At 46.8% G+C, this 26,019-nt stretch carries 26 protein-coding genes; 19 read left to right on the top strand and 7 right to left on the bottom strand.

The window, feature by feature from the left end:
* Window positions 1-18: 18 nt before the first annotated feature.
* The 4 genes from corC (at window position 19) to Q4Q54_RS08785 (ending at window position 3,847) form a co-directional block, all read left to right on the top strand.
* Window positions 19-894 (top strand): CNNM family magnesium/cobalt transport protein CorC, encoded by an 876-nt coding sequence (corC, locus tag Q4Q54_RS08770; RefSeq protein ID WP_006082742.1) that lies wholly within the window; start codon window positions 19-21, stop codon window positions 892-894.
* 6 nt (window positions 895-900) lie between these two features.
* Complete coding sequence (gene lnt / locus Q4Q54_RS08775) at window positions 901-2,475, top strand: apolipoprotein N-acyltransferase (protein WP_311988224.1); 1,575 nt, start codon at window positions 901-903, stop codon at window positions 2,473-2,475.
* 10 nt (window positions 2,476-2,485) lie between these two features.
* Window positions 2,486-2,989, top strand: a complete 504-nt coding sequence (locus Q4Q54_RS08780; protein ID WP_311988225.1) for a prepilin-type N-terminal cleavage/methylation domain-containing protein — start codon at window positions 2,486-2,488, stop codon at window positions 2,987-2,989.
* 198 nt (window positions 2,990-3,187) lie between these two features.
* Window positions 3,188-3,847, top strand: coding sequence for a methyltransferase domain-containing protein (locus Q4Q54_RS08785; protein ID WP_311988226.1), 660 nt, complete (start codon window positions 3,188-3,190; stop codon window positions 3,845-3,847).
* A 99-nt stretch (window positions 3,848-3,946) separates the two neighbouring features.
* On the opposite strand, the gene Q4Q54_RS08790 is transcribed toward Q4Q54_RS08785, so the two are convergent.
* Complete coding sequence (locus Q4Q54_RS08790; protein ID WP_311988227.1) at window positions 3,947-4,447, bottom strand: zinc ribbon-containing protein; 501 nt, start codon at window positions 4,445-4,447, stop codon at window positions 3,947-3,949.
* 121 nt (window positions 4,448-4,568) lie between these two features.
* Here Q4Q54_RS08790 and leuS point away from each other — a divergent pair, with 121 nt between their 5' ends.
* The 14 genes from leuS to lipA all read left to right on the top strand — a co-directional run bounded on the left by leuS (window position 4,569) and on the right by lipA (window position 18,745).
* Window positions 4,569-7,148 carry a leucine--tRNA ligase gene (leuS, locus tag Q4Q54_RS08795; RefSeq protein WP_311988228.1) on the top strand — a complete coding sequence of 860 codons (2,580 nt, stop codon included), beginning with the start codon at window positions 4,569-4,571 and terminating at the stop codon, window positions 7,146-7,148.
* 100 nt (window positions 7,149-7,248) lie between these two features.
* The gene (lptE, locus tag Q4Q54_RS08800) at window positions 7,249-7,743 is read left to right on the top strand and encodes an LPS assembly lipoprotein LptE (protein WP_006086960.1); all 495 of its coding nucleotides are present in this window, start codon (window positions 7,249-7,251) and stop codon (window positions 7,741-7,743) included.
* A 53-nt stretch (window positions 7,744-7,796) separates the two neighbouring features.
* Window positions 7,797-8,828, top strand: coding sequence for a DNA polymerase III subunit delta (gene holA / locus Q4Q54_RS08805; protein ID WP_311988229.1), 1,032 nt, complete (start codon window positions 7,797-7,799; stop codon window positions 8,826-8,828).
* 24 nt (window positions 8,829-8,852) lie between these two features.
* Entirely contained in the window at window positions 8,853-9,500 is a 648-nt protein-coding gene (gene nadD, locus Q4Q54_RS08810) for a nicotinate-nucleotide adenylyltransferase (protein WP_311988230.1), read from the top strand.
* A gap of 107 nt (window positions 9,501-9,607) precedes the next feature.
* Complete coding sequence (rsfS, locus tag Q4Q54_RS08815) at window positions 9,608-9,937, top strand: ribosome silencing factor (protein WP_106651371.1); 330 nt, start codon at window positions 9,608-9,610, stop codon at window positions 9,935-9,937.
* Window positions 9,937-10,407, top strand: a complete 471-nt coding sequence (gene rlmH / locus Q4Q54_RS08820) for a 23S rRNA (pseudouridine(1915)-N(3))-methyltransferase RlmH (protein WP_006082752.1) — start codon at window positions 9,937-9,939, stop codon at window positions 10,405-10,407. Before rsfS ends, rlmH begins: the two co-directional genes overlap by 1 nt.
* A gap of 61 nt (window positions 10,408-10,468) precedes the next feature.
* The gene (gene mrdA, locus Q4Q54_RS08825) at window positions 10,469-12,325 is read left to right on the top strand and encodes a penicillin-binding protein 2 (RefSeq protein WP_106651372.1); all 1,857 of its coding nucleotides are present in this window, start codon (window positions 10,469-10,471) and stop codon (window positions 12,323-12,325) included.
* A complete protein-coding gene (gene rodA / locus Q4Q54_RS08830) occupies window positions 12,322-13,428 on the top strand; it encodes a rod shape-determining protein RodA (RefSeq protein WP_106651373.1) in 1,107 nt (368 codons plus the stop codon). Before mrdA ends, rodA begins: the two co-directional genes overlap by 4 nt.
* A 16-nt stretch (window positions 13,429-13,444) precedes the next feature.
* On the top strand, window positions 13,445-14,515 hold the full coding sequence (gene mltB / locus Q4Q54_RS08835) for a lytic murein transglycosylase B (protein ID WP_311988231.1): 1,071 nt from the start codon (window positions 13,445-13,447) through the stop codon (window positions 14,513-14,515).
* A complete protein-coding gene (locus tag Q4Q54_RS08840; RefSeq protein WP_220590935.1) occupies window positions 14,499-15,332 on the top strand; it encodes a septal ring lytic transglycosylase RlpA family protein in 834 nt (277 codons plus the stop codon). The genes mltB and Q4Q54_RS08840 overlap by 17 nt, the downstream gene beginning before the upstream one ends.
* A gap of 141 nt (window positions 15,333-15,473) precedes the next feature.
* Window positions 15,474-16,649: a serine hydrolase gene (locus tag Q4Q54_RS08845; RefSeq protein WP_300481192.1), complete on the top strand. Its 1,176-nt coding sequence runs from the start codon at window positions 15,474-15,476 to the stop codon at window positions 16,647-16,649.
* A gap of 121 nt (window positions 16,650-16,770) precedes the next feature.
* Window positions 16,771-17,037 (top strand): DUF493 family protein YbeD, encoded by a 267-nt coding sequence (gene ybeD, locus Q4Q54_RS08850; RefSeq protein WP_006082758.1) that lies wholly within the window; start codon window positions 16,771-16,773, stop codon window positions 17,035-17,037.
* A gap of 92 nt (window positions 17,038-17,129) precedes the next feature.
* Entirely contained in the window at window positions 17,130-17,783 is a 654-nt protein-coding gene (gene lipB, locus Q4Q54_RS08855; protein ID WP_063883405.1) for a lipoyl(octanoyl) transferase LipB, read from the top strand.
* The gene (gene lipA, locus Q4Q54_RS08860; RefSeq protein ID WP_311988232.1) at window positions 17,780-18,745 is read left to right on the top strand and encodes a lipoyl synthase; all 966 of its coding nucleotides are present in this window, start codon (window positions 17,780-17,782) and stop codon (window positions 18,743-18,745) included. Before lipB ends, lipA begins: the two co-directional genes overlap by 4 nt.
* A 163-nt stretch (window positions 18,746-18,908) precedes the next feature.
* Here lipA and rimI read toward each other — a convergent pair whose 3' ends face one another.
* A complete protein-coding gene (rimI, locus tag Q4Q54_RS08865; RefSeq protein ID WP_371830300.1) occupies window positions 18,909-19,457 on the bottom strand; it encodes a ribosomal protein S18-alanine N-acetyltransferase in 549 nt (182 codons plus the stop codon).
* Between the two features lie 48 nt (window positions 19,458-19,505).
* Window positions 19,506-19,871 (bottom strand): hypothetical protein, encoded by a 366-nt coding sequence (locus Q4Q54_RS08870; RefSeq protein WP_311906380.1) that lies wholly within the window; start codon window positions 19,869-19,871, stop codon window positions 19,506-19,508.
* Between the two features lie 253 nt (window positions 19,872-20,124).
* Here Q4Q54_RS08870 and dpsA point away from each other — a divergent pair, with 253 nt between their 5' ends.
* Window positions 20,125-20,592, top strand: a complete 468-nt coding sequence (gene dpsA, locus Q4Q54_RS08875; protein ID WP_006086968.1) for a DNA starvation/stationary phase protection protein DpsA — start codon at window positions 20,125-20,127, stop codon at window positions 20,590-20,592.
* Window positions 20,593-20,746: 154 nt separating this feature from the next.
* Here dpsA and Q4Q54_RS08880 read toward each other — a convergent pair whose 3' ends face one another.
* From Q4Q54_RS08880 to Q4Q54_RS08895, 4 genes are all read right to left on the bottom strand, one after another.
* Window positions 20,747-22,018 (bottom strand): heparan-alpha-glucosaminide N-acetyltransferase domain-containing protein, encoded by a 1,272-nt coding sequence (locus tag Q4Q54_RS08880; RefSeq protein ID WP_311988233.1) that lies wholly within the window; start codon window positions 22,016-22,018, stop codon window positions 20,747-20,749.
* Entirely contained in the window at window positions 22,008-24,170 is a 2,163-nt protein-coding gene (locus tag Q4Q54_RS08885; RefSeq protein ID WP_311988234.1) for a TonB-dependent siderophore receptor, read from the bottom strand. Before Q4Q54_RS08885 ends, Q4Q54_RS08880 begins: the two co-directional genes overlap by 11 nt.
* Window positions 24,171-24,255: 85 nt before the next feature.
* Window positions 24,256-24,546 carry a DUF2946 domain-containing protein gene (locus Q4Q54_RS08890; RefSeq protein WP_311988235.1) on the bottom strand — a complete coding sequence of 97 codons (291 nt, stop codon included), beginning with the start codon at window positions 24,544-24,546 and terminating at the stop codon, window positions 24,256-24,258.
* Between the two features lie 464 nt (window positions 24,547-25,010).
* Window positions 25,011-25,997, bottom strand: a complete 987-nt coding sequence (locus tag Q4Q54_RS08895; protein ID WP_311988236.1) for a siderophore ABC transporter substrate-binding protein — start codon at window positions 25,995-25,997, stop codon at window positions 25,011-25,013.
* Window positions 25,998-26,019 lie beyond the last annotated feature (22 nt).

The following is a 26,019-nucleotide window of genomic DNA, read 5'->3' on the forward strand; positions in this document are numbered from 1 at the left end:
AAAGCTAATGAGAAAACTATGAGTGACGATATCCCCCCGAGTACGAACGCCCACAAGAAAGGTTGGTTTGATAGAGTAAGTCAGCTATTTCAGGGCGAACCTCAAAATCGCGAAGATTTAGTCGATGTGATTGATGGTGCAGAACAGCGCGATCTGATCACTCAAGACACCCGCGAGATGATAAAAGGTGTATTAGACGTTTCTGATATGCGTGTTCGGGATATCATGATCCCAAGAGCTCAAATTGTCGCCCTCCAGATAGACAACTCGGTCGAAGAATTACTCGCCACTGTGATTGGTTCAGGTCACTCGCGCTTCCCCGTCGTTAACGAAGATAAAGACCATATCGAAGGCATTTTGCTTGCTAAAGATTTGATCCCTTACGGTTTCTCCAACAGTGATGAGCCCTTCTCACTGGATCGCGTGATCCGTCCTGCTGTGGTTGTACCCGAAAGCAAACGCGTCGATGTATTGCTAAAAGAATTCCGCTCACAGCGCTACCATATGGCGATTGTGGTCGATGAATACGGCGGCGTGTCAGGTCTAGTGACTATCGAAGATATTTTGGAAGAAATTGTCGGTGAGATTGAAGACGAATTCGACCACGATAGCACGGAAGAAACCGAGATCCGCAAAGTCGGCAACACGGTTTATATGGTTAAGGCCTTGACGCCAATCGAAGATTTCAACGAAGAATTCAATACTGAATTCAGCGATGAAGAGTTTGATACCGTCGGTGGCTTAGTCTCACACGCCTTTGGCCATCTGCCAGAACGCAACGAGAGCATCATCATTGAAGGCATTGAATTTAAAGTGATCAATGCTGACACAAGGCGTTTAATCCAACTCAGAGTTAAACTCCCCGATCCTAATACTGGCGAAGACGTAGAATAATCACTCGTGCTAAAACAAATCCGGGCTTTTGCCCAACAAAAGTCCAGACCTAGTGCTTTGAGACTCGTACTGGCATTTGCCCTTGGCGCCAGTACGGCGCTTTCATTTGCGCCCTATTCCATTTGGATAATCTATCCGTTTGCCATGGCGATTGCCCTCTGGCATAGCCGAGCGCTTGGCGCTAAGGCAAGCTTTTACTATTGGTTAAGCTTTGGATTTGGCTGTTTTGCCGTAGGGATCAGCTGGGTACATGTGAGTATGGATACCTTTGGTGGTATGCCGCTCATCGCCTCTGTTGGCTTGATGGCCTTGTTGGCTTTGTACTTAGCTTTATATCCGGCACTAACAGGTTTAGCGCTGGCTTGGTTAACTAAAACGCGCAGTAAAAATGGCGAAACCACGTTTAGCCTTTGGCGTAATCTCGCCCTGTTCCCCGCCCTGTGGACCTTGACCGAATGGGCTCGTGGCTGGGTGATGACAGGTTTCCCCTGGTTATGGGCCGGTTACTCGCAAACCCAAGGGCCGCTTAAACCCCTTGCCAGTATCATAGGCGCACTCGGGTTAAGCTTTGTGCTGGCCATGCTCGCTGGTGCATTAGCCCTTTGTTTTACTAAGCGTTATAAGAGTTTACTGCTTTTATTGCCACTCAGTATTCTGGCTGTTTGGGCTGCACCTAAGGTTTCCGACATTCATCCTACGGGTGAAAATGTTAAAGTGGCACTGGTGCAAGGCAATATTCCCCAAAGTATGAAGTGGGAACCCGACGCCCTGTGGCCAACTCTATTAAAATACATGGATTTATCACGCGAACATTTTGATGCCGATATCATTATTTGGCCAGAAGCGGCTATTCCGGCGCCAGAATCTATGGTGCAGGACTTTTTAGATAACGCCAATAAAGTCGCCAATCTAAACCATACCTCAATCATCACTGGCATTATTAGCCATCAAAATAATGAGTTTTATAATTCATTGATTGTGCTTGGTAATCATAATCAGAAACAACAAACTGGCCCTGACTATGAGGGCGATGGCAGCAATCAATTTAAGAAACATCATCTGTTGCCGATTGGCGAGTTTGTGCCCTTTGAAGCGCTGCTGCGCCCGATTGCGCCTTTCTTTAATTTGCCTATGTCCTCCTTTGCCAGAGGCGAATATCAACAGCCAAATCTAAGTGCCCTAGGCCATAAAATCGCGCCCGCGATTTGTTATGAAATTGCCTTCCCAGAGCAATTACGCGACAGCGTTAATCAAGGGACAGATATACTGTTAACTGTCTCTAACGATGCTTGGTTTGGTAGTTCAAACGGCCCATTACAACATATGGAAATCGCCCAAATGCGCGCAGTTGAATTGGGGCGCCCTTTATTGCGGGCAACCAACAATGGGGTGACAGCGGTAGTCGATGAACATGGCAATATCACCGCATCCTTACCCCAGTTTGAAACAGGCGTGCTAAGCGCAACTATTCCCTTGGTCACAGGCCAAACTTGGTTCGCAAAATTAGGTCAAACACCCCTGCTACTGCTCTGTGGTTTACTGGTATTACTCGGCTTTGGCCGACGTGTAAAAGCGCAATAGGATCGAGACCATGCATTACCCAATCAATAAACAAGATGCGGCTGGCTTTACCTTGATTGAACTGGTCGTGGTGATTATTGTACTTGGGAGCTTGGCAGTGATTGCCGCGCCTAAATTTATCGGTTTGAGTAAAGAGGCTCGGGTACAAACCCTGAGCCAATTACAGGCCAGCGTAAAAACCGCCAACACACTGGCCTACTCAAAAACACAAATGCCCAGCCTGCGAAGCCAAGCCGTTGCAGGCCGCGACGATATTATTGATATCGACCTCAATGGTGATGGCACGCCCGATACCAGATTGAAATGGGGTTACCTCGATAATACCGATGTGGAAAACTGGATAACCTCAGATGATAAGCTCATCATTCAATATCAAGGCGTTGATATCACTTACATAGGTTACGATCTTAACAACAATACCTTAGTAGATGACGATCAATGCTATTTCCGCTACACCCAAGCCAGCGATGCCAACACCCCGCCGCTATATGATATCAACGCCCAAGGTTGTTAGGCTGACACTCAGTTAACCTGTGTTATCCCGCAATTGTCTGCGAATAGATTAGGCTGATTGCGCGTTCCACGTTAAGGTGAACGATTAGACGTGGCCTTATACCAATCATAGTTACTGTTGCTGTTACTGTGTCTGCATAGCCAATAGATTGGTACCATTACCTCGTTCCTTAACCAAGGTACACATCAAGGCAACTCTATGGCACTGCTTCGCGTGCGCTACCAAACCCACGAGTTTGGCGATCTCGATATTCATGTCAGAACCCTAAGAGACAATCAGGAATTTGAAGACATCGATGGCGAAGCTGAAAAGCTCGGTATTTCATCCGCAACTTGGCCATTATTTGGCATAATCTGGCCATCGAGCCAAGTGCTGTCGCACCACATGGCAGACTACAAGATTGACAATAAGCGGATTCTTGAGGTGGGCTGCGGTATTGGGCTCGCGAGTCTAGTGCTTAACCATAGGCACGCCGATATCACAGCAACCGACTATCACCCAGAATCAGGGAATTTCCTTAAGCAAAATGTCGATTTAAATCATGGTCGGGCGATCCCGTTTGTGCGCACTGGCTGGGCAGATGCAGAAACTAATTTAGGCTTATTTGATCTGATCATTGGTAGCGATCTCTTGTACGAACAAGAACATGCCGATCTGTTGTCACAATTTATTGAGCAGCATGCTAAACCGGTTTGCGATGTGGTCTTGGTTGATCCCGGTCGTGGTAATCATGCCAAATTCAGTAAACGTATGGTCACCTTAGGTTACGAACACACACAACATAAACCCATTCACACTGAATTCTTATTGGCGCCTTTCGGTGGCCAAATCCTCAGTTACTGTCGTACGAACAGCTGATATTGTCTGATTAACTAAGATAGCGGTGATTTCGGTTTAATTGATCAAAAAAAAACGACGCAGATGCGTCGTTTTAACGAAATAAGATCGTAAACGCGACTAAGGCGTTAGCGGCTCGCGGGTAAATTCTTCGTGATCACACTCTGGGCAGTCGGGTATAGGCCCCGGAAATTCAATACTCATTTCATTGCCACAGTTAGTGCATACCATGATGCCCTGATTCACTATGTCACCACTTTGATAGTACCCATGATGCTTAAAATCTTGCGCTAGCTCATGCCATTCAACTTGGCTGCGGTCGGTGATTTCACTCAGCCAATGCCAAAGTGTATTCTCCAAAGTAATCACTGTGGGGCTATGACTCAGACTATCTGCATTTTGTTCACGCAGAAAACTCGCTATATCACGCTTTAGGAATTGTTCGACTAAAGCGAGTTCATCTTCTCCTGCCTGTTGTTTAAGGCGTAAAAACTCCTTTCCTTGAGTGACAGATTTAAATAAATTCTTTGCAGTCAGCGTGTTATCTTCTGAAAATTGAGATTTAACTTCGGTAATTAAGGCTTGATACAGTCCTAGTAACACGTTACTTCTATCATTCATAATCAATACTCCTTCATACGAACCTTTTTAATGCATCGCTTCTAGTTTATTCTATGCAGATCTTACTCGCGCTGATATGGCGTTAGATCAAATAATAGGCGGCACTGCCGGAAATAGAGTGATGCAAGAGCAATATAATCCCTCAGAAATTGAAGCCTTAGTGCAAAAGCACTGGCATGACAACAAAACCTTCGAAGTCACTGAAGACGCAAACAAAGAAAAGTTTTATTGCCTTTCGATGTTTCCGTACCCTTCTGGCAGACTCCACATGGGACACGTACGCAACTATACCATAGGTGACGTAGTTGCACGCTTTCAACGTCTTCAAGGCAAAAACGTGCTCCAGCCTATCGGTTGGGACTCATTTGGCCTGCCCGCAGAAAATGCCGCGATTAACAACAAGACAGCGCCTGCGCCATGGACCTATGAAAACATAGAATACATGAAGAACCAGCTGAAATTGCTGGGTTTTGGTTACGATTGGAGCCGTGAAATTGCCACTTGTACCCCTGAATATTATCGCTGGGAACAATGGTTCTTCACTAAGTTGTACGAGAAAGGCCTAGTCTATAAAAAGACAGCTTCAGTCAACTGGTGTCCAAACGATGAAACCGTACTGGCGAACGAGCAAGTTCAAGACGGTTGCTGCTGGCGCTGTGATACCCCTGTGGAACAAAAAGAAATTCCACAGTGGTTTATTAAGATCACTGCCTATGCAGAAGAATTGTTAAACGATATCGATACCTTAGATGGCTGGCCTGAACAGGTTAAGACCATGCAGCGCAACTGGATTGGTCGCAGCGAAGGCATAGAAATGACCTTCGGTGTCGCAGGCCACGATAAAAGCTTCGATATCTATACCACGCGTCCAGATACCTTAATGGGCGTGACTTATGTGGCGATTGCCGCAGGTCATCCATTGGCTGAAATCGCCGCGCACACCAATCCTGAACTTGCCGCCTTTATCGATGAGTGCAAAAACAGCACAACATCAGAAGCCGAACTCGCGACTATGGAAAAACGCGGTGTCGCTACAGGGCTTTTCGCCATTCATCCTATCACTGGTAAGCAAGTCCCAATTTGGGCAGCTAACTTTGTGTTGATGAACTATGGTACCGGCGCTGTGATGTCAGTTCCAGGCCACGATCAACGTGACTTCGAATTTGCGAAAAAATACGGTCTGGCGATTGAAGCTGTGATCAAGCCAGTTGATGGCGACGTTGATATCAGCGAAGCCGCTTATACCGAAAAAGGCGTACTGTTTAACTCAGGAGAGTTTGACGGTTTAGACTTTGAAGCGGGCTTTAATGCCATCGCCAACAAGTTAGTCGCCGAAGGTAAAGGCAAGCGCCAAGTCAACTATCGCCTGCGCGATTGGGGTGTTTCACGTCAGCGTTACTGGGGCGCACCAATCCCTATGGTGACCTTAGCCGACGGCACTGTGATCCCAACGCCAGCAGATCAACTGCCAGTATTACTGCCAGAAGATGTGGTGATGGACGGGATTCAAAGCCCAATCAAGGCCGATAAAGAATGGGCGAAAACCCAAGTCAACGGTCAAGATGCGCTGCGCGAAACCGATACCTTCGATACCTTTATGGAATCGTCTTGGTATTACGCCCGTTACTGCAGCCCGCATGCAGACGAAATGTTAGATCCAGCTAAAGCCAACTACTGGCTACCTGTGGATCAATACATTGGCGGTATCGAACACGCGTGTATGCATTTGTTATATTTCCGCTTCTTCCATAAGTTACTGCGTGATGCAGGTCTGGTTAACTCTAACGAGCCAGCCAAACAACTGCTGACCCAAGGCATGGTGCTGGCTGATGCCTTCTACTACATCAACGAAAAAGGCGCTCGTGTTTGGGTTTCTCCTTTAGATGTAGCGACCACAGAAAAAGACGACAAGGGCCGCATTACTAAGGCTATCGACAAAGACGGCAACGAGCTGGTTTATACCGGCATGAGCAAGATGTCTAAGTCGAAAAACAACGGTATCGATCCTCAAGTCATGGTTGAAAAATACGGCGCCGATACCGTTCGCCTATTTATGATGTTCGCCTCACCACCAGAATTAACTCTGGAATGGCAAGAGTCTGGCGTTGAAGGCGCACACCGCTTCATTAAACGTCTGTGGAAATTGGCAAACGAGCATGTGAACCAAGCTAACAGCGAAGCCTTAGATGTCAGCACGTTAACAAGCGACCAAAAAGCGCTGCGCCGTGAAGTCCACAAGACGATTGCTAAAGTGACCGACGATATCGGCCGCCGTCAGATGTTCAACACTGCGGTTGCCGCCGTGATGGAACTGATGAACCATCTGCAAAAAGCGCCACAAACCACAGGTCAAGACAGAGCCATTATCGGCGAAGCCTTATCGGCCATAGTGCGTTTGCTGTACCCTATCATTCCGCATGTGAGCTTTAACCTGTGGAACGAGTTAGGCAATGCAAGCAACATCGAAGACAGCCAATGGCCAGACGTTGATGAAGCGGCGCTCGTTGAAGACAGCAAGCTCATCGTTGTGCAAGTTAACGGTAAAGTTCGCGCAAAAATCACAGTGGCCGCCGATGCTGATAAAGAATCAGTAGAAGCATTAGGTATGAGTGATGAGCACGTGATCAAATACCTAGACGGCCTGACGGTGCGTAAAGTGATCTATGTGCCGGGCAAACTGCTTAGCATAGTGGCTAACTAACGGCTGCTAATAACTCGCTATACTCAAAGCTATTGAAGTTGCAGCATAGCTGCAACTTCAAGTCCGCAGGGTATACCACGAATAGGAAACCGCGAAATCTATGCTAATCAAACGCATATGCTTCGCAATCATGGCACTAGTGATTATGACTAGCGCCGGTTGCGGTTTTAAGCTTCAACGCAGTTATCAAATCCCCGATGTCCTCAATCATTTGAGTTTGAGCAGCGCGGATGAATACAGCGAACTCACCCGTTTAGTACGTGAACGCCTGCGCTTGAATAATATCCAAGTTGTCGACGCCGCCGATGACGTTCCAGTATTAAGGTTAATCACCGACTCCCTAGAACGCTCGACCTTATCTTTATACCCCACAGGTAACGTCGCCGAGTATGAGCTGATTTATTTAGTCGAATTTGCTGTGGCATTGCCGGGCAAAGAAGCGCAACCTTTCAAGGTTGAAATTCGCCGCGACTACTTAGACGATCCCCGTACCGCATTGGCAAAGAGTCGTGAAATGGAATTGCTGACGAAGGAAATGCGTATCCAAGCTGCGGATCGTATTCTGCAAGCGATGGCCAGTACTGAGGTGAATTAATGCGGGTCATCAATTAAATGCGGATAATCTACTAAATGCGGATAATCAACTAAATGAGAGTCTATCCCGATCAACTCTCCCGCCACCTTAACCAATTATTTCCTTGTTATCTGATTTTTGGTGATGATCCTTGGTTGATTGAAACCACCAAAGATCAGATCCGCCAATTCGCCAAGCGTCAGGGTTTCGATGAAAAAGTCCAACTCATTCAAGAGACGGGCTTTAATTGGAACGACTTGACTCAGGAATGGCAGGCCATGAGCCTGTTTTCCAGTAAGCGTCTGATTGAGTTAACCCTTCCACAATCTAAGCCCGGTGCCGAAGGCTCAAGCACACTGCAAGCCTTATTGCAGACGCCCAATCCCGATATGCTGTTGATTATCGAAGGGCCAAAGCTCGCCAACGAGCAAACCAACAGCAAATGGTTTAAGACCTTAGATGCCCATGGCATGTATCTGCCCTGCGCCACGCCAGAGGGCGATCAGTTTATGCGCTGGCTTGATGGCCGCATCAAGCACTTTAAGCTCAATCTGCAGCCGGATGCCCGCGCTATGTTGCATTCGCTTTATGAAGGCAATTTACTGGCTGCCGATCAAGCCATGCAGTTGCTGCAACTCCTGAGTCCAACAAATCCCGTCAGTGCCGATGAACTGAGCCACTATTTTGAAGATCAGTCGCGCTTCACTGTATTTCAACTCACGGATGCTTTACTGAATAATAAACAGGACAGCGCGCAGCACATGCTGGCCCAGCTCAATGGCGAAGGCACAGCCTTACCTATCCTGCTGTGGGCCTTGTTTAAAGAGCTCGGCTTGTTATTCAATTTAAAATCCGAGCAAGCCCAAGGCGTTGCGCTGAGTGCACTCTGGGGTAAGCATCGTATTTGGGATAAGCGTAAGCCACTGTATCAAGCGGCGCTGCAACGACTTAGCCTTGAACAACTCGAACATATGCTCGCCCTCGCTTCGAAGCTTGAGCTCAATTTAAAGCAGCAGGGTAAAGAGGATTGGACTGGGCTGAGCCACCTGTGTCTGTTATTTGATCCTAGAGCCCATCGGCATCTGGCACATATAGCCATAGACTAATCATAAGTTAACCAAAGAGTTGATATGCGCATTGGTATTTTAGGCGGCACTTTCGACCCGATACACTATGGTCATATCCGTCCGGCGATGGAAGTGAAACACGCATTAGCCTTGGATAAAATCCTGCTGATGCCGAACCATATTCCGCCCCATAAACAGCAGCCTAACTTAACCACAGCGCAGCGCCTCAAGATGGTTGCCGATGTCTGCTCGCAGCTTGATGGCTTTGAGCTGTGCGATATCGAGGCAAAGCGCGACACGCCTTCCTACACAGTTATCACCCTTGAGCAACTGAAAGCCTTACATCCTAAAGACGAACTGTTTTTTATCATGGGGATGGACTCTTTCATCCAATTACAAAGCTGGCATGAGTGGCAACGCTTGTTCGACTTTGCCCACCTCGTTGTCTGCCAGCGTCCGGGCTGGCAGCTCGATGCCGAGCATCCTATGCAGCAAATATTAACGGCCCGCAGTCAAGCCCAAGCACTCGCAGAGCATGCTGCTAACCCCGCCCATAGAAATGGTGGGCAGATTTTCCCTGTGACAATTACGCCACAGGATATTTCCTCGACGCACATTCGTGAGCAACTGGCAAAAGGCGAAATCCCCGCCGATTTACTCATGCCCGTCACGCTAGATTACATCCAAAATCAACGACTTTACTTACCTTAGCTCGAAACGTAAGCAGATATCGCCCACTCAACTGCCAATGGCAATGTATTCCGGCAAGCAACACTGGTATACTACCGCGCTATTTAAAATTAATGAGGTACGCCAGCGTGCAGAGCGCGGAATTAAAACAGTTTGTTGTCGACAAGATCGACGACTTAAAAGCCAGAGACGTTGTTGTTCTGGATGTCAGCAAGCAATCTAACATCACTGACTACATGGTCATATGTTCAGGTACATCAAAGACTCACGTTAAAGCTATCGCTGAAAACCTTGTGGTTGAAGCGAAGCAAGCCGGTATTCCACCTTTAGGTGTTGAAGGCCGCGAAAGCAGCGAATGGGTTCTTGTGGACATGGGCGATGTGATCCTGCACGTTATGCAAGATCAAACCCGTGATTTCTACCAGCTTGAAAAGCTCTGGTCAGAAAAGCAAGACTGATGAAGTTACAGCTCATCGCAGTAGGAACACGGATGCCCGATTGGGTTACCCGTGGTTTCGAAGAATACCAGCGCCGTTTTCCCCGTGATATGGCGCTGGAGCTTATCGAAATACCCGCTGGAAAGCGGGGGAAAAATGCCGACATTGTCCGGATCCTTCAAAAAGAAGGCGAACAAATGTTGGCGGCCATTCCCAAAGGCAATCATATTGTTAGCTTAGATCTCCCCGGAAAAAACTGGACGACCCCCGAGCTTGCAACCGCGTTGACTAAATGGCAACTCGATGGTCGCGACGTCAGTTTACTGATCGGCGGACCTGAAGGATTAGCGCCAGCTTGCAAAGAAGCGGCAAACCAAAGTTGGTGCCTATCGGCATTAACCTTACCTCATCCCTTAGTTAGGGTTGTAGTCGCCGAAAGTTTGTACCGCGCGTGGAGCGTGAACACGAATCACCCCTACCATAGAGAATAGCGGGATCTTGATGTTAACGAGTGTCAACCACCCGTCATGGGATCAGCCGGAGATAGCATAAGTGTCGCCAAAAAAGCGGATAACAATGCATGATCACGCCGCCGAGGCGTCTCTTTTTAAGCGCCGAGCGCTATTCACTTTTTTTTGCGTTTTCGCCCTATTAAGCGTATTAGTCACCAACCTTTATCATTTACAGGTTGAATCCTATAAGGATTATGCAACTCGCTCGAATGATAATCGCATTCGTGTTGTTCCCATTGCTCCTAGTCGCGGCCTCATTTACGATCGTAACGGCGTGCTGTTAGCCGAAAACTTACCCTTCTATTCCCTCGATCTGGTTCCTGAAAAAATCAGTAACATGTCAGAGACCTTAGATGAGCTCGGCAAGTTAATTGAGATCAGTGAAGATGAACGCGAAACCTTTACCGAAGCGCTGAAATTTCATCGCCGCTTCAAACCACTGACGCTCAAAAACCAGCTCACCGAAGAGCAAGTGGCGATTTTCAGTGTTAACCAACATAAATTTCCAGGCATTTCCGTCGAAGCGGGTCTGAAGCGTAATTATCCCTACGGCGCGCAAATCACCCATGTGCTGGGTTATGTTGGCAAAATTAACACCCGAGACAGAGCCCAGTTAGAGCGCAGCGATCTGTGGAAAAACTATGCGGCCACCAAGGACATTGGTAAGCAAGGCATTGAAAAGTTTTATGAGTCCCTACTGCATGGCAAACCGGGTCACTTAGAAGAAGAAGTGAACAACCGCGGCCGCGCAATTCGTACCTTAAAAATAGTACCGCCAGAGCCGGGACAAGATATTTACCTGACCTTAGATCTCAAGCTGCAACAAAAAGCGGTTGAGCTACTCACAGGTTTGCGTGGTTCTATTGTCGCAATCGATCCCCGTGATGGTGGGGTTTTAGCTATGGTCTCGAGTCCAAGCTATGATCCAAACCAATTTGTGCAAGGGATTAATAACAAAGATTACAGCGCCTTGCTCAATGATAAATCACGACCTTTGATCAACCGTGCAACCCAAGGCCAATATGCGCCAGCATCAACCATCAAGCCACATCTTGGACTTTTAGGGCTTGATGAAAAAGTCATTACCGAGAGCACCCGCGTATGGGACCCAGGTTTTTGGCAGATTCCTGGTGTTGAACGTAAGTACCGCGACTGGAAACGCTGGGGACACGGCTGGGTTAACGTCTACAGTGCCATTACTGAATCCTGTGATACCTTCTTCTACGAACTCGCCTATAAAGTCGGTGTCGACCATATTGCTCGCTTTATGGAACAATTTGGTTTTGGTCAAAATACTGGTATCGATATCTTTGAAGAATCAGCTGGCAACATGCCATCCAAAGAATGGAAACGCTTGAAATACAATCAAGCTTGGTACATAGGTGACACCATTTCCGTCGGCATCGGCCAAGGCTATTGGACGGCAACCCCATTACAATTGGCGAATGCAGTAGGCATTATGGCGAATAAGGGCCGTCGTTTCCCGCCGCATCTGCTGAGATCGATTAAAGACAATACTGCCAAAATTGACTCTCCGATTAATGAGTTACCACCAATCGAACTTAAAAATCCCCGTAACTGGAATATCATTAACGAAGCGATGCGCCAGACGGCACATAAGTCACGTTTCACTGATGCCACTTACACAGCCGCAATGAAAACCGGCACGGCGCAGGTCATTGGCGTGGCCGAAAATACCAAATATGATGCAAATAAAATTGCCGAACATTTCCGCGATAATGCCTTAGTTGTGGCCTATGCGCCCTTCGAAGATCCTAAAATCGTCCTCGCCGTCGTGATGGAAAACGCAGGATGGGGTGGCGCAAATGCTGGCCCAGTCGCCCGCGCCATGCTCGATGAATATATGCTTAGAGATACTTGGAAACCGCAGCCATGAGTAGCCATAGCCAATATCAAAACATCTGGCAACGCTTGCACATAGACTTGCCATTATTGCTCGGCCTATTGGCTGTCATGGGCTTTGGCCTGTTCGTCATCTATTCTGCCAGCGGCGAAGATTTAGAGATGATGGAGCGGCAGCTATTCCGTATGGTGTTGTCGCTCGGCATTATGTTCACTATGGCTCAGATCAATCCTGAGGCACTTAAACGCTGGGCCCTACCCATTTATCTGGCGGGGATTGTCTTGCTGCTCGGGGTACATTTTTTCGGTGAAATTAACAAAGGCGCACAACGCTGGTTGAACTTAGGCTTTATGGAGTTTCAACCCTCAGAACTGATTAAGCTTGCCTTCCCCATCACAATGGCTTGGTATATCAGTAAGTTCCCTCTGCCGCCGAAGAAACGCTATCTTGCGGGTGCTGCAGTAATCTTACTGGTGCCGACTCTGCTTATCGCGAAACAACCCGACCTCGGTACCTCGATTCTGGTGGCCGCATCGGGGATTTTCGTGTTGTTTTTATCGGGCATGAGTTGGATCATTGTCGGCGGTTTTATCGCGGCAGTACTCGCCTTCCTGCCCATTCTTTGGTATTTCTTGATGCACGATTACCAAAGAACGCGGGTATTAACCTTACTCGATCCTGAGCAAGATCCATTGGGGGCGGGTTATCACATTATTCAGTCGAAAATCGCGATTGGCTCCGGCGGACTTTGGGGCAAAGGCTGGCTCGACGGTACTCAATCGCAACTTGAATTTATCCCCGAGCGCCATACCGATTTTATCTTTGCGGTGATCGGTGAAGAATTTGGCTTAATTGGCAGTATCTTACTGTTAATTATGTACCTTTATATTATTGGCCGCGGCTTAGTCATAGCCTCTCGGGCGCAAACCAGTTTCGCTCGACTACTCGCAGGTAGTATCACGCTGACCTTTTTCGTTTATGTTTTTGTGAATATTGGCATGGTTTCAGGTATCCTGCCCGTGGTCGGTGTACCACTGCCCCTTGTCAGTTACGGTGGAACCTCCATGCTGACATTGATGACAGGGTTTGGCATTCTTATGAGCATTCATACCCATAGACGTTTTGTAGATAGATAATTTTTAGGGACTTTTCATGCCTACTCTCCGAGCTTTTTTAGCTCCACTCGGCTTACTGTGTTTAAGCTCATGTTTAGTCGCCTGTACCACGGCGAACGAACCGACACCCGCGCAGGCACCCGCTCCAAGCACGCCAGTGGCGCCGGCCGCTGAAATCGCGCCCACAATTCCCGCTGAACTTAAAGAAGAGTTTATCCAAGCTCAAGTAAAACAAGGTTTTACTCGGGCAGAAGTGCTCGCTTTTCTCGATAAAGCAACATACAACCAAGGGGTTATCGATGCGATGACCCGTCCATGGGAAGCAAAACCTTGGCATGTGTATTATCCCATCTTCTTAACCGAGAAACGCCTCGACGCTGGTCTCGCCTTTTGGAAAAAACACGAGAAAACCATCGCAAAAGCGGCGGCCAAGTACCAAGTTGATCCACAGATTATTGTCGCCATCATCGGCATTGAAACCTTCTACGGCCAATACACGGGCAATTATCCTGTGATTGATGCCCTCTATACCTTAGGTTTTCACTATCCGCCGCGCGCCACCTTTTTCCGTAAGGAATTTGGCGAGCTGATGAAATTAGTGAAAGAAGAACATTTAGATATCGATACCCTCAAGGGCTCCTACGCGGGCGCTATGGGTTATGGGCAGTTTATTCCCTCTAGTTACCGCCATTACGCGGTTGATTTCGATGGCAGCGGCAATCGCGATCTATTACAAAGTCCAGAGGATGCTATCGGCAGTGTGGCCAATTATTTCCATGAACACGGTTGGCAAGCCAATGCGCCGGTCGCTTTACCGTTAGTCAATAACAGCAAAGCAGCACCTAAAGCGAAAGTGTGGGCAGGTGAAAAGCTGAACTATAAAGTTGCAGATATTTTAACGCCGACCTTAGCCCTCGCCGATGCGCGGGACTTAGATGTTTCGCAAAAAGCCTTACTGATTGAGCTTGAACAAGCCGATCACAGTGACTACTGGCTTGGCTTAAATAACTTTTACGTGATCACTCGCTATAATCGTAGCCCTTTGTATTCAATGGCCGTTTATCAATTTAGCCAGCAATTAAAAGAACAGCATGCCTCTAAAAAATAATCTTTTACAGCTTGCCGCCTTAGTTATGTGCTTCGCCCTTGCGGCGTGTTCTTCGAGCCCAAACAACGCCAGCAAGAAAAATATGGACCCGAACAAGGGCCGTTATTCGCTGAAAAATGACAAGCTGCCACTGAATCCACCGAATGTGGATAATGTGCCGAACGCGACGCCTAAGTACGAGCCCTATAGCCGCCGTGGCAACAAGCCCTATACGGTTTACGGTGAGTCATATACTGTGATGAACACAGGCCAAGGCTTTAGTGAAACTGGCCGCGCCTCTTGGTATGGTGAAAAATTCCATGGCTACGAGACCTCTAATGGCGAGCCCTATGACATGTATTCTATGTCTGGCGCCCATAAGACACTGCCACTGCCGAGTTACGCTCGGATCACTAACTTAGAGAACAATAAGCAAGTGATCATTCGCATCAACGATCGTGGGCCATTCCACTCAGATCGCATTCTCGATGTCTCCTACGCCGCCGCCTATAAACTCGGCATGCTCGGCAAAGGTACGGCGCGGATCAAACTGGATGTGGTTTATATTGGCAGTGTTGCGGCCACTAATTCGGCCGTAGCCAGCGCTCAAGATACGGGTAATCATTACATTCAGTTAGTGGCCTCCAAAGATAAAGCCAAACTCAATGCCATGGCGAAGAATCTTGAACAGAAATATCAGGTCAAGACCCGTGTACAAGCGGCAAACAATATGTTTAGACTACAGCTCGGCCCCATAGGTCAGCCTGAGTTAGCCGACAAGCTGCTCAATAACGTCAAGCAAAATGGGTTTCCTGAGGGCTATATCGTCCATGAATAATGACCGTTTGCTCTGAACAGAATTGATTTAAAAATAGAGATGAAGGAACCTTCACTAAAACTCACTGTCCGAAAGTGGTACACTGTTGAAGATCTTCTCGAATCCTTTCCATTTAATACAACTAAAAGACGTGCCAAGTTAATGATGAATTTTGTAAAAAGTCCCATTAAAACATTGCTGCTAATTTCCAGTGTCTCTCTCCCCGTTTATGCTGCGCAGCCTATTATTACACCTGATGCACCTTCAGTAGCCGCCAAAGCGTTCGTATTGATGGATTATAATTCGGGCCAGATTATCGCTGAAAGTAACGCTTACGAAAGCCTTAACCCAGCCAGTCTAACTAAGATGATGACCAGTTACGTGATCGGTCAAGAAATCAAAGCGGGCAATGTCTCCGTTGATGATGATGTGACTATCAGTAAAAATGCTTGGTCTAAAAACTTCTCTGACTCTTCTAAGATGTTCATTGAAGTCGGCACTACGGTTAAAGTAGGCGATCTAAACCGCGGTATCATTATTCAATCGGGTAACGATGCATGTGTGGCCATGGCCGAACACATAGCCGGTACTGAAGGCGCCTTCGTTGACATGATGAACTCATGGGCCAAACAACTGGGAATGCGTGATAGCTACTTCGAAAACTCCCACGGTTTGGATGCAGAAAATCACAAATCTACCGCCTATGATATGGCATTACTGGGCGCCGCGTTAATTCGCGACGTACCAGAAGAATACCGCGTCTACAGCGAGAAATTCTATACATTCAATGGTATCAAACAATACAACCGTAATGGTTTATTGTGGGATAACAGCATGAACGTGGACGGTATCAAAACCGGTCACACCTCAGGTGCGGGCTACAACTTAGTGGCATCGGCAACCAAAGACGGCATGCGTTTAATTTCAGTGGTGATGGGCACTCAAAGTGAATCTGCCCGTAAAGCTGAAAGTAAGAAATTACTGACCTATGGCTTCCGTTTCTTCGAAACCGTAACACCATACAAGGCGGGTGATAGCTTTATCACTCAGCAAATTTGGTACGGTGACAAGAGCACGGTTGATTTAGGCGTGGCAACTGACACACCTATCACCATCAGCCGTGGCCGTGGTAAAGACTTGAAAGCTAACTTCGAGCTGACTAAACCATTAGATGCACCTTTAAAGAAAGGTGAAACTGTTGGCCGTCTATTCTTCCAACTTGATGGTAAAGACATCGCCCAGTTCCCACTGGTGACGTTGCAAGAAGTCAACGAAGGCAGCTGGTTTAGTAAATTAGTAGATTACTTTAAGCAGATGTTTTCTGGATGGTTTAGCTAAGCTAAGTCACATAAATAAAGCCACCTTCGGGTGGCTTTATTTTTTTGGGGAGTGCATCGCCCTTGAATCGGGTATAATCGTCACCATATATATCCCAATATAGCCGCTAAGAGTACTGAGTATGTTAGACACTAAATTTGATGAACTGATGGATTTCCCCTGCGCATTTCCTTTTAAGGTCGTCGGTGAAGCCCATGAAACGTTAACTGACAAAGTTGTGGCTGTGGTACAGAAACATGCACCAGGTGATTACTCACCGTCGACCAAAACGTCGAGCAAAGGCAGCTATCACTCCATCACGATTCGCGTGACAGTGACCAGTAAAGACCATATCGAGATTTTGTACACTGAACTTGCCGCCATCGAAGGTGTACGCCGCGTACTATAAATATTCCTCAAGGCCATGAAATGTGATCTGTCTTACATTTATGGCCAATAAGCGTATAATAGCCCACTCATTTCTAAGGGGAGAGGTTGCCCTTGCAAGACACGACTTTGCACATTCGACATCTTGGAAAACAAGATTACGAATCAGTGTGGCATGCGATGCAGCATTACACTGATACGCGCGACAGCGAAAGCCATGATGAACTGTGGATTGTCGAGCATCCGCCCGTGTTTACCCAAGGCCAAGCCGGCAAAAGCGAGCATATTTTAAATGCTGGCGATATTCCGGTTATCCAAGTGGACCGCGGCGGTCAAGTCACTTACCACGGCCCAGGCCAACTAGTGGTATATCCTCTTCTCGATATAAAACGTAGTAAAGTCGGCGTACGTCAACTCGTCACCCATATAGAGCAAAGCATTGTCGATATGCTCGCCAAGTACGGCATTAACGCTTATGCCAAGGCCGATGCGCCGGGCGTATATGTGGATGAACGCAAAATCGCCTCCCTAGGATTACGCATTCGTAAAGGCTGTTCATTCCATGGATTAGCCCTCAATGTCGACATGGATCTGGCGCCATTTCGCCGCATCAACCCTTGTGGTTATGCCGGTCTTGAAATGGTGCAATGCAAAGCGCTTGGCGGACCACAAACCGTGATTGAAGCAGGCGAGCAACTCACCATTACTTTTAGCCAATTACTGGGCTATCAACACCTAGTTCATCATCAAGGATTAGCAGCGTCATGAATAGGCCTGAACGTTTACAACCCGGAGTAAAATTAAGAGATGCCGATAAAGTGTCTCGTATTCCGGTCAAAATCGTCCCCTCAGAGCGCGACACTATGTTGCGTAAACCCGATTGGTTACGGGTTAAACTGCCGGCATCGAATCAACGCATTTTAGATATCAAGCAAGCACTGCGTAAAAATGGCCTGCACTCGGTCTGTGAAGAGGCTTCTTGCCCTAACCTCGCCGAATGCTTTAACCACGGCACAGCGACCTTTATGATTTTGGGTGCGATTTGTACCCGTCGTTGCCCATTCTGCGACGTAGCCCATGGTCGTCCGCTTAAGCCTGACGCTGAAGAGCCGGTTAAATTGGCGCAAACGATCCGCGATATGAAGCTGAAATACGTGGTTATCACTTCGGTAGATCGTGACGATTTACGTGATGGTGGCGCCCAGCATTTTGCCGATTGTATCCGCGAAATTCGTAAACTGAATCCAGATATCAAGATCGAAACCTTAGTGCCTGATTTCCGTGGTCGTATCGATGCCGCCTTAGATATTTTATCGACTGAGCCGCCTGATGTGTTCAACCACAACTTAGAAACAGCGCCAATGCATTATCGTAAAGCGCGCCCAGGTGCAAATTACCAATGGTCGCTCGATCTGCTCAAACGCTTTAAAGAACGTCATCCAAATGTGCCGACTAAATCTGGCCTGATGATGGGACTGGGTGAGACCAACGAAGAAATCGCTCAAGTATTACGTGACTTGCGCGCACACAAGGTTGAAATGCTGACCTTAGGCCAATACCTACAGCCGTCTAAGTTCCACTTGCCGGTTGAACGTTATGTGCCACCAGCCGAGTTTGATGAGCTTAAAGCCTTAGCCGATGAGTTAGGTTTTACCCATGCAGCCTGTGGCCCATTAGTGCGATCAAGCTACCATGCGGACCTGCAAGCCCAAGGTAAAGAAGTGAAATAACCTTCTTGCTTAGATGTAGAGCTCAAGTGATGTAGAGTTCAGGGTTAATAAAATATAAAAACAGCGCTTAAGCGCTGTTTTTTTTATGAAATGTTTTATAGCTGTTGTTTATAACCACTACTCAACTAGCCATCGTTTTACAACATGAATGCTAATGCTCAACTTATTCTTGGGTTATCGCTAAATCCATCAAGATAGCATCTTCTTTACCGCCAGCTATTGGGTAGTAACCTTTGCGACGTCCCGATTCAATAAAGCCAGCCTTTTGATATAAAGCACGGGCGGCAAGATTGGATTCTCGCACTTCTAGCATAAGCACCACGGCGTCCGAAGCCTTGGCCGAAGCTACCACAGCCTTAAGTAATAACTTGCCGTAACCTTTGCCCTGCTGGCTTGGTAATAGGCAAATATCCAACAAAGTCACTTCATCAACAATTTGCTGCACTATCGCAAAGCCTAAAAGACCATCGACCGAATCCGAAACTGAAGCTGCGTTAGGTTTCGCCTGCTTTAAACCTAGAACTCGGTATAAATGCCCGAAACAATCAGCAAGATTGCCCTCACTCATGGGGTGGCTATGGGCCATAGATTCAAGCTGCGCCATTTGAGGAACATCTTTAAGCGTGAGTGCCACAAGCTCAACAGGCAAACCTGCTGTCAATTGTGCTGCGAAGGGTGTTGTGAATAGACTATCTTCTGGTGGGATGTTCAACGCTGGTATTCCAAAGTATTGGTTATTAATGATATTTACGAGTAAAGATCAAGACTTGCTTGGAGCTTGGCCACTCACTTGCTCGCGCCATTGGTAAATTTGCTGCCAGAGCGCGCTTTTAGCCTGCCAACCCACTAATAAATCGGCTAAGGGTTCAGATACTAACCATGCGGTGCGTGGCCTGACTTTATGGCGTCGCAAATCCCAGACAATCTGTTTACCCGTATGGGGCTCACAATCAAAATCACACTCTTCGCGTTTGACGTCGATAAGCTTTAGCACAGCGTCGATAAGCGGTTCAGCCTCGGGTAACTCACCGTTTTCATCCCAAATCACTAAATAAGGTTTCACCTTAGTGTCGCGCACTCGCCAAGTTGTCACATTCATGGCGGTTAAATAGGCTGATTTATTCATTAGGGTCAGTTTTATTCAATTCAAGTATCGACTCACAATATGCCGCTAGGATAGCAGTTCTGCCTAGGCATTGTTACTGCCACGCGGCTAATGGAGCTGATATCAAGCCGATTAATGACAGCACCATTACGGCGTTTAACGCAGGAAAGTTCAATCGGATTTATAGATGTATAAAATCTAATTTACTCATTTTACATTTAATATCAGAAGATTAGACTGAACACACTCAGTAAGACAATAGCAGGAGAACGCCATGATAAACATAGGTATCAATCAAGCCAACAGAGAAGAAATCGCCGCTGGCCTCAACCAACTCTTGGCCGACAGCTACAGCCTGTATCTTAAAACCCACAGCTTTCACTGGAATGTTACCGGCCCCATGTTCACTAGCCTGCATTTGCTATTTGAACAGCAGTATACCGAGCTTGCCCTTGCGGTTGACCTTATCGCAGAGCGGGTGCGTGCACTAGGCGCCAGAGCGCTAGGGTCCTATTCGGCCTATGCCGCGCTGACTGAAATTAAAGAAGATCAGGGCGTCACCAAAGCCGAAACCATGATCCGCGAACTGTTAAACGATCAAGAGTTAGTGATCCGTAACGCCAGAGCCCTATATCCACTGGTGAATCAAGCCAATGACGAAGCGACTGCGGATCTGCTTACCCAACGTATCCAGCTGCATGAAAAAAATGCCTGGATGCTACGCAGCTTATTAACGGAATAATTGACTAACCCTATTGCGGCACAAGCCAAACAAAAAGTCGCCAAGCATAACCGCTTGGCGACTTTTTCTTTAAAGCGACATGACTCAGGTTTAAAAGTACTTAGGTTTAGAAGCGCTTAAATTTAGAAGCTCTTTAATTTAGAAGCTTTTTAATTTAGAGGTACTTTATCCAAGCCTGAGTGCAGTGCTTTTTATATTCGCTAAACCACTTAACGGGATAATACAGCGCGATAACTAACACGCCCGTTATGAACCAAATCCATCCCATACTATTCACCCCAAAGTACTCACCATGGTTTGCGCCAAAGATGAATTTCGCTAAGCGATAAAGCAGTAACAGAACGTACAAATGTAAGATATAGAAGAACATAGGGACTGAGCCAAACACAGACAACCCGTGGCCGACTCGCGCTAATCTCCCTCCAACTTTGCCACTTGATGCAAAATACCGCTCAAACGCCACTAAGCTAAAAAACATGCCGCCTAAGGTCACCAGTAAAAAGCTTAATGATGGTGGGTATTTGGTTAAGTTGAATACCGACATTAAGGTTTCACCCAAATGTGCCCCCGCCTGCCAAGGCAAGGTTTCGCCATAGAGGTTAAACCCGCGTAGCACAGCAAAAAGTACCCAACAGCTTATCCCTAACTGCAACAGTGTTTGCTGGCGCTGCGAGGCTTCAAGCAGATTACTATTCAGTTTCTGACTGAAAATGGGTCCAGCCACATAACCCAGTAAAATCACCCCCATCCAAGGCAGCGCAGGATAACTCACTTTGATCTTAAGCGCCCCTTCACTGACAAGATATCCGCGGTCGTGCAATAGGGTCCACAGGCTATAAGCCCATTCACTCGGATGAAAACCAATTGGCGTCAACAGATTATGGCCAAAAACAATCGCAAAGCCTAAAAGTGCCATCCAAGCTCTAGGCAGATTTATCAGCGCCGCCAGCGTTAACATGCTCAGGCCGATCACCCAAATGACCTGCAACCAAAGCGTGTGGTAGTTCCCCATCCAAGAGATGTTAATCACTACAATTTCGAGCGCGATTAAAAACAAACCACGTTTAATCAAAAACGCCCGCGCTGAACGCGGCTCGCCATGACTGCGATTGGCATAAAGCCATGCTGAAACACCCGTTAGAAACACAAACACTGGCGCACAAAAATGCGCGGCAAAACGGCTTAGAAACAGTCCCCAAGAGGTCGAACTCAAATCCATAGGATCGCTCACCTGCATGTGCAGGTAAAACCGTTCCCGCACATGGTCGAGCAGCATGATGAGCATCACCAGGCCGCGCATCATATCGATACTATTAATACGGCTTCGGCCAAGTGCCCGATTTGATGATTGTTCCGATGCGTTGGCTGATGCTTGTTCCGAAAAATGGGCTGACAGCGCAGAATTCGAACTGAGATTAGAACTCATAGCTAACACTCACTTTAATGCTACGTGGCTCACCCGGCACAGCCCAGAGCGCTGAATAACTGCTGGCGATGTAATCTTCATCCAATAAGTTGTCCAGATTGACGCCAAGGATGAAGTTATCGCTAAGGTGAGTATTCATAAACAGTCCAACTAACTGATAAGAAGGCAATTGAAAGCTAGGATCGGCAGAATCACCGAGGCGCAAATCCACATATCGCCAGCTAAGCCCTAGATGACCATCAATAGAAAGCCTATTCAAATCCTGTTTCAGCATCACACTCGCAGTATGTTTTGGCACATTCACCAGTGGACTTCCCGCAGGAATAAGCACGCCCCAGTCGGGATTCAAGCTGTCGTTGGCTGTGCGGGTATTCAAATAGGCGTAGGATAATTTGGCCTGCAAATCCTCCGTCAGCTCGGCAACTAAATCGAGTTCAACGCCGCTACTTTTTGCTTTACCTAAGGTGGCGGAAAATCCGACATTGACTGGATCTGAGGTCAAAATATTGCTTTTTTGCGCATCAAACACCGCCAAGCTGCCACTGACTGCTATGCCGTTCTCAGCTAAGCCATTAAACCAATTGCCATTAAACTTCATCCCTAGTTCAACTGACTTGCTCTCTTCGGCTTCGAAGGGTTGACCTGCAAAGTCGGTTCCAGAAAGCGGTAAAAAGCCTTCAGAATAAGAACTATAGAAACTTAAGGCATCGGACCATAAATACACCAGACCCACTTTAGGGCTAACCCTACTATCGGTTTGCTCTGATAGGGTATTTTTCGCGACTTCACTGATATCTTGCTGATAACTATCGAACCTTAACCCAAGATGCAGCTTCCACTTTTCAGTGAGATCCATTTGATCTTGCAGGTATGTGCCCCACGCCTTTTGGGTTTCGTTATTCTCATACAACAAACTCACCTCTGGCTGAGGCCCACCATATTGCGGTTCATAAATATCAATGGCATATTCGCCCTTTTTGCCGCGATAGCGATACAAGCCTGTCTTTAAACTGTAGTGATAGGCATCGGCGCCGAGCAGCAAATTGTGACGAATGAACCCCGTATCCACATGGCCACTTAACTCTAGACGCAGTGAATTATCCTCGGAGGCATAATCGCGGTATCTGTGCTGCCGGGTGAGCGTGCGACCATCATCAAATAGTGATTGGCGCCCCCGAGCTAACTCAGCATCGGACGAATAGCCCTTTAAGCTAGAATAGCGATAGTTATAGCCCGCGGTTAATGACCAATCATCATTTAATTCATAGTCATAGGTCAGCTGGTGCCCAGTGGCATTGACCACAGTTGCGCCATCATTAGGCTCACCTAAATAACGCGACCGTGGCACAGTATTGATATCGTTGTTGAGCACAATAATGCCGCGATCGAATAACTGTTCTTGCTTGAGGTATTCCATTTCATAGAGTAGCGAGGCTTTATCGGAAATCTGCCAACGCGCTGACGGCGTGACGATTTTTTTATCGCTGAACACATAATCGCGAAAACTATCGTGTTCCTGCCACGCGCCGTTAATTCGAAATGCCACATTGTCGGTCAAGCCGGAAGTCACATCCCCCTCTAATCGATATTGATCGAAACTCCCTGCCGATGCCTTTAAATAACCACTAGTTTGATACTGAGGTTTCTTAGTCACAATATTGACTGTACCGCCGGGCTCTGAGCGACCATAAAGCGCCGAACCAGGACCTTTTAAGATCTCAACATAGGCGACATTCGATAAATCTCTATGGCCACTAAAACCTCGACCACCATTAAAGCCATTGATTAAATAGCCCGATGGCATGTTTTCGTTGCCCGGAAAGCCGCGCAGGGAAAAGCTATCCCACAAACCGCCGCCATTGTTTTGCCGCGCAACACTGGCGGAATAATCCAGTACATCTTGAAACCGCGTTAGCCCCGTATCTTTTATCAATTGCTCGTCTAACACACTGATTGCTTGCGGAAGTTCAGTTGCAGACACATTGCCACGGTAAGCTTGGCGATAGTGGATACTTAAACGTTCAATGTCAGTCTCTAAAATAGTACTACCAGATTGAGCATCCTCCGCAGCCAACAGCATTGAAATAGGATTGAGTACAAACAAGGCGCCCAGCAACAGCGCAGCGCGCTTGGGAATATAAAAAGAGGTCATTTTCACTCCGAAAATAAACAGCATAGGCGCCTTAGCTAAGCCAAGGCGCTCAAAGTTAATTAAGATAAATTGAATAAACAGTAACTTATGCTGTTAAGGGCGGAGCACGACTATTGAAGAAACGACTAAAAGGTCGTTTAAAGGAAATGGCTTGGAACTCAACCGAAATATAACTCTGCTGAACCAATTGAAAATGAAAGGGCGTACTGGTTATCGCATGTTGCAACTGGTGCTGATGTAAGCACAGCGAACAATGGGACTTAGGGTCTTCGTTAGCATGGGAAATACTGTGAACAGCAATGGCCACAGACAATAGCACCAACATGGCAGTAAGCCATATCGCTAGGGTGCGTCTTGTTTGCATCACACTATTCAAACCCTACTTCCTCACATAATTTGGCAGGCGATTGTATGTTAAGCACAACTAAAGTTGCAAACCGATTTACCTAAGCCGCAGGGCTTAAATGTTACAAGAGGTATACGACAGTTTTGTGAGAAACAGTATTTGTGAGAAATGGCGATAACCGCGAATGAATAGAGAGGGCGCTGAATATATTGAGGCTAAATGGCAGACAAAATAAAACGGCTCGCATATTTCTATGCAAGCCGTTGTTTTATTTGGCAGGGGTGGCAGGACTCGAACCCGCAACCATCGGTTTTGGAGTCCAGACGTAAACAATCGAATATCAAGTCTTTATCGTGTTACTTAGAAAAAGACACTGAGTGAAAAATAAAATAACCCTATGATTTAATTAATTTAAAAATTTACTTTTCTAACAAGTTTATTCACTATTTTGACTAAATAACGCATTTATCTAGTGAATCATTAGCTGGTGTAAGTCAACGACTTACAGCCAGCGGCTCCTTTACATAGCCCTTTAATACATCATCAATAATGATGTTAAGGGATGTTATTCCGGCCCCTGTGATATACCAAGCCTCAGGATCTACAAAAATGATGTTCCCCGTCTTCCAAGCATTCGTCTCACGCAAGAGAGGGTTATCTATGGACTGTTTATCCAATACAGGGCTTCGCTCCATTACTGCGGTTCTGTCTACCACGTAAATGATGTCAGGATTGTTTTCAAGAATGAACTCGCTTGACACGGGTTGGCCATGCAATCCCATCTGCTCTGATAAACTAGCGGGTTTAACCCCTAGCCCACTGTAAATGAACCCATACCGAGAACGAATACCTAAGAATCGAAAAGCACCATTATTATGTAACACCACGAGTGCTTTCTCAGGCCTATCCTGAATAACCATTCTGGCGGCTTCGATCTTACTTTCCAGTTCATCCACTTTATGTTTTGCCAAGGTTTGCTTATCAAATACTTTCCCCAGCACCAACAAGTGTTGTTTGACTATATCAAAGTAATCGCTGTTGCTGTCTTGATAATCAATATCCAAATGAATGGTCGGAGCCAAATTCGAAAGCGCCTGATAATGAGTTGCTTGAATAGATGACATCAGCACCAAATCGGGTTTAAGTGCATAAATACGTTCCATATTGGGCTGAACTATGGCGCCTAAATCAACGATATCATTGTTGTTGCTATAGTCCTGCAGGTAGTAAGGAACAAAATCCTTTGGCATGCCGATAATGGGAATATCAAGCTGTTCGAGATAATCGACTTCATTCATATCGAGGGCTGCAACGCGTACCGGCCGTTTTGTAATAACTGTAGTGCCCAACTTATGGGTTATTTCAACAGGTGTAAAATTTGACTCGCTAGTATCAGACGTTGCAAGAATCGTCTGCTGTACTGGCTCGCTTTTATTGTCGCAGGCCAGCAAAACAGCCGAGCTAAATAACAGAATCGCCATCACTTTAGTACCGCTTTTACAT

Source organism: Shewanella sp. SP2S2-4 (assembly GCF_031932025.1).
GTDB classification, from domain to species: Bacteria; Pseudomonadota; Gammaproteobacteria; order Enterobacterales; family Shewanellaceae; genus Shewanella; species Shewanella baltica.